General features: G+C 67.9%; 7 protein-coding genes. 2 read left to right on the top strand and 5 right to left on the bottom strand.

Annotation, left to right across the window (positions count from 1 at the left end):
- Positions 1-69 precede the first annotated feature (69 nt).
- From fusA to rpsL, 3 genes are read right to left on the bottom strand one after another with little or no spacing between them, the layout of a single operon-like run.
- Positions 70-2196 (bottom strand): elongation factor G, encoded by a 2127-nt coding sequence (gene fusA / locus WEF05_00035; protein ID MEX1100290.1) that lies wholly within the window; start codon positions 2194-2196, stop codon positions 70-72.
- Between the two features lie 23 nt (positions 2197-2219).
- Entirely contained in the window at positions 2220-2690 is a 471-nt protein-coding gene (rpsG, locus tag WEF05_00030) for a 30S ribosomal protein S7 (protein ID MEX1100289.1), read from the bottom strand.
- Between the two features lie 3 nt (positions 2691-2693).
- The gene (rpsL, locus tag WEF05_00025) at positions 2694-3068 is read right to left on the bottom strand and encodes a 30S ribosomal protein S12 (GenBank protein MEX1100288.1); all 375 of its coding nucleotides are present in this window, start codon (positions 3066-3068) and stop codon (positions 2694-2696) included.
- A 285-nt stretch (positions 3069-3353) separates the two neighbouring features.
- Here rpsL and WEF05_00020 point away from each other — a divergent pair, with 285 nt between their 5' ends.
- The gene (locus WEF05_00020) at positions 3354-3839 is read left to right on the top strand and encodes a CAP domain-containing protein (protein MEX1100287.1); all 486 of its coding nucleotides are present in this window, start codon (positions 3354-3356) and stop codon (positions 3837-3839) included.
- A gap of 78 nt (positions 3840-3917) precedes the next feature.
- On the top strand, positions 3918-4730 hold the full coding sequence (locus WEF05_00015) for an inositol monophosphatase family protein (protein MEX1100286.1): 813 nt from the start codon (positions 3918-3920) through the stop codon (positions 4728-4730).
- Between the two features lie 21 nt (positions 4731-4751).
- Here WEF05_00015 and WEF05_00010 read toward each other — a convergent pair whose 3' ends face one another.
- Both WEF05_00010 and rpoC read right to left on the bottom strand, forming a co-directional pair.
- On the bottom strand, positions 4752-5267 hold the full coding sequence (locus WEF05_00010; protein ID MEX1100285.1) for a MarR family winged helix-turn-helix transcriptional regulator: 516 nt from the start codon (positions 5265-5267) through the stop codon (positions 4752-4754).
- Between the two features lie 411 nt (positions 5268-5678).
- Positions 5679-8404: DNA-directed RNA polymerase subunit beta' (gene rpoC / locus WEF05_00005; protein ID MEX1100284.1), on the bottom strand; the 2726-nt coding region annotated here is incomplete at its 5' end.

The raw sequence follows: 8404 nt of genomic DNA, 5'->3' as shown, positions 1-8404 counted from the left end.
CGTGCCGATGTTGACGTGCGGCTTGTTCCGCTCGAACTTCTGCTTGGACATGCTCTGCGTTCCTCTCCTCTATTCCCCGCGTACCCGGGCGACGATCTCTTCGGCGATGTTCTTCGGGACCTCGGCGTAGGACTGCAGCTGCATCGGCGAGTGCGACGCGCGGCCCTGCGTGCGGGACCGCAGCTCGGTCGCGTACCCGAACAGCTCTGCGAGCGGCACGAACACCTTGATCGACTTCTGGCCGCCGCGCTCGTCGATCTGCTCGACACGTCCCCGGCGAGCGGTCACGTCTCCCATCACATCCCCCATGAAGTCCTCGGGCGTGATCACCTCGAAGCCCATCACGGGCTCGAGCAGCACGGGGGTGGCGCGCTTGGCCGCCTCTTTCAGGGCCATCGAACCGGCGATCTTGAACGCCATCTCCGAGGAGTCGACGTCGTGGTAGCTGCCGTCGACGAGCGTGGCGCGGATGTCGACGAGCGGGTAGCCCGCGAGGATGCCGCCTTCCGCGGCCTCCTGGATGCCGGCGCCGACCGGTCCGATGTACTCGCGTGGGATCGAACCTCCGACGATCTTGTTCACGAACTCGAAGCCGCCGCCTTCGCCGGTGGGCTCGAGATCGATGTACACGTGACCGAACTGGCCGCGGCCACCGGTCTGGCGCACGAAGCGCGCCTCGACCTTGTGCACGGCCTTGCGGATCGTCTCGCGGTAGGCCACCTGCGGCTTCCCGACGTTGGCGTCGACGCTGAACTCACGCTTGAGGCGGTCGACGATGATGTCGAGGTGGAGCTCGCCCATGCCCGAGATCACGGTCTGGCCGGTCTCGTCGTCGAACTTCACGACGAAGGTGGGGTCCTCGTCCGAGAGCTTCGCGAGGCCGGTGCCCAGCTTGTCCTGGTCGGCCTTCGTCTTCGGCTCGACCGCGACCGAGATCACGGGGGTGGGGAAGCTGATCGCCTCGAGCACGATCGACTCGGCGGGGTCGCAGATCGTGTCGCCGGTCTTCGCCTGCTTGAGCCCGACGACCGCGACGATGTCACCGGTGAACGCGGCGTCCTTGTCCTCGCGGTGGTTCGCGTGCATCTGCAGGATGCGCCCGATCCGCTCCTTGCGGTCTTTCGTCGAGTTGAGGACGTGGGTTCCGGACTTCAGGACGCCCGAGTACATGCGCATGTAGGTGAGGCGGCCGACGTAGGGGTCGGACATGATCTTGAAGGCGAGGGCGGAGAAGGGCTCGGTGTCTTCGGGCTTGCGGATCAGCTCGTGATCGGGGCCGTTCGGCCGATGTCCGACCACCGGGGCTACGTCGGTCGGCGCCGGCAGGTAGTGAACGATCGCGTCGAGCAACAGCTGGACGCCCTTGTTCTTGAAGGCGGACCCGCACAGCACCGGAACGCCGTGCGCCTCGAGGGTCGCCTTGCGGATCGCGGTCTGGAGCTCCTCCTTCGAGGGCTCCTGTTCCATCACGAACTTCTCCATCAGCGACTCGTCGACCTCGGCGAGCTTCTCGAACAGCTCGTGGCGGGCGGCCTTCGCGCGATCGAGGTACTCGTCGGGGATCGGGACGTCCTTCCAGTCCTCGCCCATCTCGCCCTCCCAGTAGTGGGCGTTGAAGGCGACGAGGTCGATCACCCCGTGGAAGTCGGCCTCGGTGCCCCAGGGAAGATGCAGGACGAGCGGGTTGGCCGCGAGGCGGTCGACGATCATCTCGACCGTGCGCTCGAAGTTGGCACCGGTGCGGTCCATCTTGTTCACGAAACAGATGCGGGGAACGTCGTAGGTGTCGGCCTGGCGCCACACGGTCTCGGACTGGGGCTCGACCCCGGCGACGGCGTCGAACACCGCGACCGCGCCGTCGAGCACCCGGAGCGACCGCTCGACTTCGACCGTGAAGTCGACGTGGCCGGGCGTGTCGATGATGTTGATCCAGTGGCCCTTCCACTGGCACGTGGTGGCCGCCGAGGTGATCGTGATGCCGCGCTCGCGCTCTTGGACCATCCAGTCCATCGCCGCGGTTCCCTCGTGGACCTCGCCGATCTTGTATGCCTTGCCGGTGTAGTAGAGGATCCGCTCGGTCGTGGTCGTCTTGCCCGCGTCGATGTGGGCCATGATCCCGATGTTGCGGGTCAGGGCGAGCGGGAACTCCCGGAGAACGAGGTCCTTGCTGGACCCTCCGGACTGACGTCCCTTGATCTCTTCCGCTGCCTCAGCCACGATCACCACCGGTAATGCGCGAACGCCTTGTTCGCCTCGGCCATCTTGTGCATGTCTTCACGGCGTTTGACCGACCCGCCCTGCCCGGTCGATGCGTCCATGATCTCGGCGACCAGCCGGTCGGACATCGAGTTCTCGCGGCGGGCGCGCGCGAAGTTCACGAGCCAGCGCAGCGCGAGCGTGTTCCCACGACTCGGACGTACCTCGACGGGCACCTGGTAGTTGGCACCACCGACGCGCCGAGAGCGCACCTCGAGCATCGGGCGGACGTTCTCGACGGCCTTCTTCAGCGTGATCACCGGGTCGTTCGCGGTGCGCTCGCTGATCTGTTCGAGGGCCTTGTAGACGATCCGCTCGGCGGTGTTCTTTTTGCCGGCGAGCAGGACCTTGTTGATCAACTGGGTGACCAGCGGGTTCTGGTAGACCGGGTCGGGAGCGGTCTCACGACGGAACGCAGGGCCACGGCGAGGCATCGGTTATTCGCCCCCTCGCTTCGCGCCGTAACGCGAACGAGCCTGCTTACGTTCGCGGACCCCTGCGGTATCGAGGGTGCCACGGACGATCTTGTAGCGAACGCCCGGCATGTCCTTCACGCGGCCGCCGCGGACGAGGACGATCGAGTGCTCCTGGAGGTTGTGGCCCTCGCCGGGGATGTACGCGGTTACCTCGATGCCGCTGTTGAGCCGAACGCGCGCGACCTTCCGCAGCGCGGAGTTCGGTTTCTTCGGGGTCGCCGTGTACACGCGCGTACAGACGCCCCGCCGCTGCGGCGAGTTCTTCAGCGCGGGGGCCTTGCTCTTCTTGCGCGGCCGTTGGCGGCCGCTGCGAACCAGCTGTTGGATCGTAGGCATAGGTCTTCCGTGGTCGGTCGTGCACGTTTCGGGGCCTTCCGAACGAGAAGCCGGACCGTGCGGGCCCGGCTTCCAGGGACGACGACGAGCGCTGTCAAACGCGCGGTACGTCCCTTGGGAACCCCCTCGGACAACTCGGATCCGCGGACAACAACTGCCCGCGAGGCGCGGTGGACAAGGCTACTAGGCACGGAACCCGACCGTCAACGCGACGGAGGGCTCCGTCGCAGGTCGTACGGCACGAACGGGCGTCCGGTCCCCCGTCTGGGTTAGGCTACCCGACCTATGCGTGGCCCGACGAGCTCTCCCAGATCGCACCGAGCGCTGATCGCCGTCGCGATCGCGTGCCTGGTCGTGTTGTCGGGACCCGTGGGCACCTCGGGGGCGAGTCCGGAGACCGATCTTCGACGGCTGATCAACATGGATCGGAAACAGCGCGACCTGCGGCCCCTGAAGGGCGCCCGGAAGGCCGACCGGCTCGCGGAGCAGCACAGCCGCCGGATGGCACGGTCAGAGCAGATTTCTCCTTCGCGCAACCTTCCGAGGAAGCTGGAGAATCGCGGGTACCGGTTCCGGTCGTGGGCCGAGAACGTGGGGTGCCACCGCTCGGTGCGACGGTTCCACCGCGCGACGATGCGCCGCCGGTCCTCGCGGAAGAACGTCCTCGGCCCGCGGTTCCGCCGGGTCGGGATCGGGGTCGCCCGCACCCCCGCGGATCCCGACGTGTGCAACGGCGCCACCGTCTGGGTCACCGAGATCTTCTTCGGCTGAGCGGAGGTGCGCGCGCGTGGTGCGCGTGGTGCGCGTGGTGCGCGTGGCGCGGGTCCCGGGTGCGGTAGCGTCCCGGGCGTGTCCCGCGTCTCCTCGGATCTGCGCGCCCTCCGCTCCCTCGCCGAGCGTGCCGCCCGGCGCGGCGGAGAGGTGGTCCGTAGCGGAGCCGGCGAGCGCGCCGCCGAGGACAAGGGTGCCGGGGACTACGTGACCGAGGTCGACCGGGCCTCCGAGCGGGCGATCCTCGATCTGCTCGCGGCCGAGACCCCCGACGTGCAGGTGCTCGCCGAGGAGGACGGTGGGCGGGCGGGAGGAGTGGACGAGGATCGCTACTGGGTGGTCGATCCCCTCGACGGAACGACGAACTTCGTCCACGGCTTGCCCTTGGTCGGGGTGTCGGTCGCGCTCGTGGACGAGGGACGCCCCCTCGTCGGAGCGATCCACGCGCCGTTCCTCGAGGAGACCTGGGTTGCGGCACGCGGCGAAGGAGCGTTCGGGCTCCGGGAGGGTGCCCGTGAGGAACCGGTTCGTCTGCGCGTGTCGACGCGGCCCCCGAACCGAGCCGTCGTGGGAACGGGGTTCCCGTTCCGTCGGAAGGACCTGCTGCCCGAGTACCTGCAGGTGTTCCGCTGGGCGCTGACTCGGTTCGAGGATCTACGACGCCCCGGCGCCGCTGCGCTGGATCTCGCGTGGGTGGCCGCGGGCGTGTTCGACGGGTTCTTCGAGTTGGCGCTGTCGACGTGGGACGTGGCCGCGGGCGGTCTGCTGATCGAGGAGGCCGGTGGCGTGGTGACCGATTGGAACGGCGGTGGCGACTGGCTGGCCGGGAACATCGTCGCCGGTCCGCCCGCCGTGCACGAAGAGCTGATGGAGCTCACCCGGGCCGAGTGATCGCGCGTGCGATCTCGCGATTCAGTCGTCCCACTGCCAGGCCGCGACCGACGGCCTGTTCCACAGCTGCTCGATCGTCCGCACGTACGCGCGGAGCAGGTGCGCGAGTTCGTCACGCCGGGGATCGCCGAGGCGTGCGGCGATCAACCGCTCGAACCAGAGGATCTGCTCCTCGGCGCGCTTGCGCACCGCCTCTCCTCGCTTGGTGATGGCCACGACGTTCGCGCCACGGCCGTCGTAGGCGGGGTGGAGTCGCACGAGGCCGGCACGTTGCATGCGCCGGAGTGATGCGTGCATCGATTGGCGGCTGATGCCGGAGGCGCAGGCGAGGTGGGCGGGCGGCACCTCGCCGAGGCGGGCCACGTCGGTGAGCGCGAGGAACTGGGCCATCGTGATGTCCAGATCCCTGAAGATGTCCCGAAGGGCCGCCTCGTTCGCCCCGATCGCGTGATGGAACAGCCACGTGAGCCGATCGTGGGGGCGGCGGCTCGGGGTCGGAGGGTCGGTCCCGGTGGCAGGGGTGCTAGGGGTTTCCATGGCGCTGATGCCTCCCTCCGGCGGCCGGCGCGTGCGTCAACCGCCTTACGACTGGGGGGAGGAGCTATTTCGGAGAACGCGTCAGCCCCCTTACGACTCGAGGCTGCTGTGGATCGGACGAAAGCGTCAACCCCCTGACGGTTCGTCAGGCAGCTGACGCGAGCGCGCCTCACTGCGGGACGGTTCGTCAGGCAGCTGACGCGAGCGCGCCTCACTGCGGGACGGTTCGTCAGGCAGCTGACGTCATCGCGAGCAACAGAGCAGGGTCAAGTCGTCAGGCAGCTGACGTCATCGCGAGCAACAGAGCAGGGTCAAGTCGTCAGGCAGCTGACGATGAACCGGAGCGAAGCATCGCACGCGGCACCGACACGCCCGAGCGCACCGCGACCCTACGCCGCCGCGCCGCCGCGCCTACGAGCGCTTCTCCTTGTCGGCGCCGGCCGGCACGGGCGTCGGCCCACCGCCACCGAGCATCTCCTCGGCCTGCTCGCGGGTGATCGAACCGACCGCACCCACCGGAGCCTGCTCGCCGTCGACGGCGGCCAGCTCGGCCAGCTCCTTCTGACGAGCGAGCCAGTACTCGGGGATCGCGTCCGGGTCGATCTTCACCTGGATGTTGCGGTAGCGGCTCATGCCCGTCCCGGCGGGGATCAGCTTGCCGATGATCACGTTCTCCTTCAAACCCAGCAGCGGGTCCGACTTGGCGCTGATCGCCGCGTCGGTGAGCACCTTCGTCGTCTCCTGGAACGACGCCGCCGCCAGCCACGAGTCCGTCGCGAGCGACGCCTTCGTGATCCCGAGCAGCATCGGCCGCGCGCTGGCGGGCGTGCTCCCGTTCTCGACGATCTCGGCGTTGGTCTCCTCGAACCGCTTGCGGTCGACCACGTCCGCGGGCAGGAACTCCGTGTCGCCCGGCTCGATGATCGCCACCTTGCGCAGCATCTGCCGCACGATCAGCTCGATGTGCTTGTCGTGGATCGTCACGCCCTGCGACCGGTACACCTGCTGGACCTCGTCCGTGAGGTGGACCTGCAGCGCCTGGACGCCCTCGACGCGCAGCTTCTCGTGCGGGTTCACCGAACCCTCGATCAGCTGTTGGCCGACCGAGACCTCTTCGCCGTCGCTCACGAGCAGCCGGGCGCGGAGCGAGACCTCGTACTGGACCTGCTCTCCGTCGTCGGCCGTAACCGTGATCTTGCGGACCTTCTTCTCGTCGTCGTCCTCGATCGCGACGACACCGGACAGCTCGGTGATCTGCGCCTCACCCTTGGGCTTGCGGGCCTCGAACAGCTCGACCACGCGGGGCAGACCGTGGGTGATGTCCTCTCCCGCGACGCCACCGGTGTGGAACGTCCGCATCGTCAGCTGGGTGCCCGGCTCGCCGATCGACTGCGCGGCGATGATCCCGACCGCCTCACCGATCTCGACGAGACGTCCCGTCGCCAGGTTGCGGCCGTAACACGCCTGGCAGACGCCGACCTCGGCCTCGCAGGTCGTGACCGACCGGCACAGGACCTCGCCGACCCCGGCCTCGACCAGCTTCTCCATGACCTCGTCGTCGACCTCGGTTCCGGCATCGGCGACCTTCTTGCTGCCGACCTTCACCGGCTCGGCGATCACGCGACCGTAGATCGAGGTCTCGACGTGCGCGGCGCGCACGCTCGTTCCGTCGGGCTTGGTGACCGTCACCGTCACGGGGATCCCGCGGTCCGAGCCGCAGTCCTCCTCGCGGATGATCAGTTCCTGCGAGACGTCGACCAGGCGTCGGGTCAGGTAGCCCGAGTCGGCGGTTCGCAGCGCGGTGTCGGCCAGGCCCTTGCGGGCACCGTGCGTCGAGATGAAGTACTCGAGCACCGACAGACCCTCGCGGAAGTTCGCCTTGATCGGGCGCGGGATGATCTCACCCTTCGGGTTGGCGACGAGCCCGCGCATCCCCGCGAGCTGACGGATCTGCATGATGTTCCCGCGAGCACCCGAGTTGGCCATCATGAAGATCGGGTTCGTCTTGGAGAACCCGGCCTCCATCGCGTCCTTGACCTCGTCGGTGGCCTGCGTCCAGATCTCGATCAGCTCTTGACGACGCTCGTCGTCGGTGATGATGCCGCGCCGGAACTGCGTCTCGACCTTCGACGCCTTCTTCTCCTGCTCGTCGAGGATCGACTGCTTGGCGGGCGGCGTCGTCACGTCCTCGATGCCGACCGTGACACCGGCACGCGTCGCGTAGTGGAACCCGAGATTCTTCAGGTTGTCGAGGATCTCCTCGGTGACCGCGCGGTCGTAGGCGCGCACGCTCTCGTCGACGTAGCTCTGCACGTCGCCCTTGAGCACGTGTAGGTCCTTGAACTCGAACGAATCCGGGAACGCGCCGTTGAACAGCACGCGGCCCACCGTCGTCTCGATCAGCGGGATGCGACCCGAGTCGGCGTCGAAGCCCTCCGGAACGAGCTCGGCCGGCAGAGCCTTGCCCGGCAGACGGATCTTGATCACGTCGTGCAGTCCCACGACGTGGGAGTCGAGCGCCATCATCGCCTCGTCGACCGAGCCGAACCGCGGGATGTCCTCGTCTTTGGCCGGACGGTCCCCGTCGATCGTCAGGTAGTAGATCCCGAGCACCATGTCCTGGGTCGGGGTCGCGATCGGACGGCCGTGCGCGGGCGAGAGGATGTTGTTGGTCGACAGCATCAGGATCCGCGCCTCGGCCTGCGCTTCGGCCGACAGCGGCACGTGCACCGCCATCTGGTCGCCGTCGAAGTCCGCGTTGAACGCGGTGCACACGAGCGGGTGGATCTGGATCGCCTTGCCCTCGACGAGCACCGGCTCGAACGCCTGGATCCCGAGACGGTGCAGCGTGGGCGCGCGGTTCAGCATCACCGGGTGCTCACGGATCACATCTTCGAGCACGTCCCAGACCTGCGGCCGGGCGCGCTCGACCATCCGCTTGGCGCTCTTGATGTTCTGCGCCAGCGCCTGATCGACGAGCCGCTTCATCACGAACGGCTTGAACAGCTCGAGCGCCATCTGCTTGGGGAGTCCGCATTGGTGCAAGCGGAGCTCGGGCCCGACGACGATCACCGAACGACCGGAGTAGTCGACGCGCTTGCCGAGCAGGTTCTGACGGAACCGGCCCTGCTTGCCCT

Source organism: Actinomycetota bacterium (assembly GCA_040881665.1).
Lineage (GTDB): Bacteria > Actinomycetota > UBA4738 > UBA4738 > HRBIN12 > JBBDWR01.
This window is presented reverse-complemented; position numbering and strand designations above follow the sequence as displayed.

Bases quoted from the DNA above. Each gene is read 5' to 3' on its own strand.
- rpsG (MEX1100289.1), bottom strand. From the start codon at position 2,690: ATGCCTCGCCGTGGCCCTGCGTTCCGTCGTGAGACCGCTCCCGACCCG.
- WEF05_00010 (MEX1100285.1), bottom strand. From the start codon at position 5,267: ATGGAAACCCCTAGCACCCCTGCCACCGGGACCGACCCTCCGACCCCG.
- rpsL (MEX1100288.1), bottom strand. From the start codon at position 3,068: ATGCCTACGATCCAACAGCTGGTTCGCAGCGGCCGCCAACGGCCGCGC.
- WEF05_00020 (MEX1100287.1), top strand. From the start codon at position 3,354: ATGCGTGGCCCGACGAGCTCTCCCAGATCGCACCGAGCGCTGATCGCC.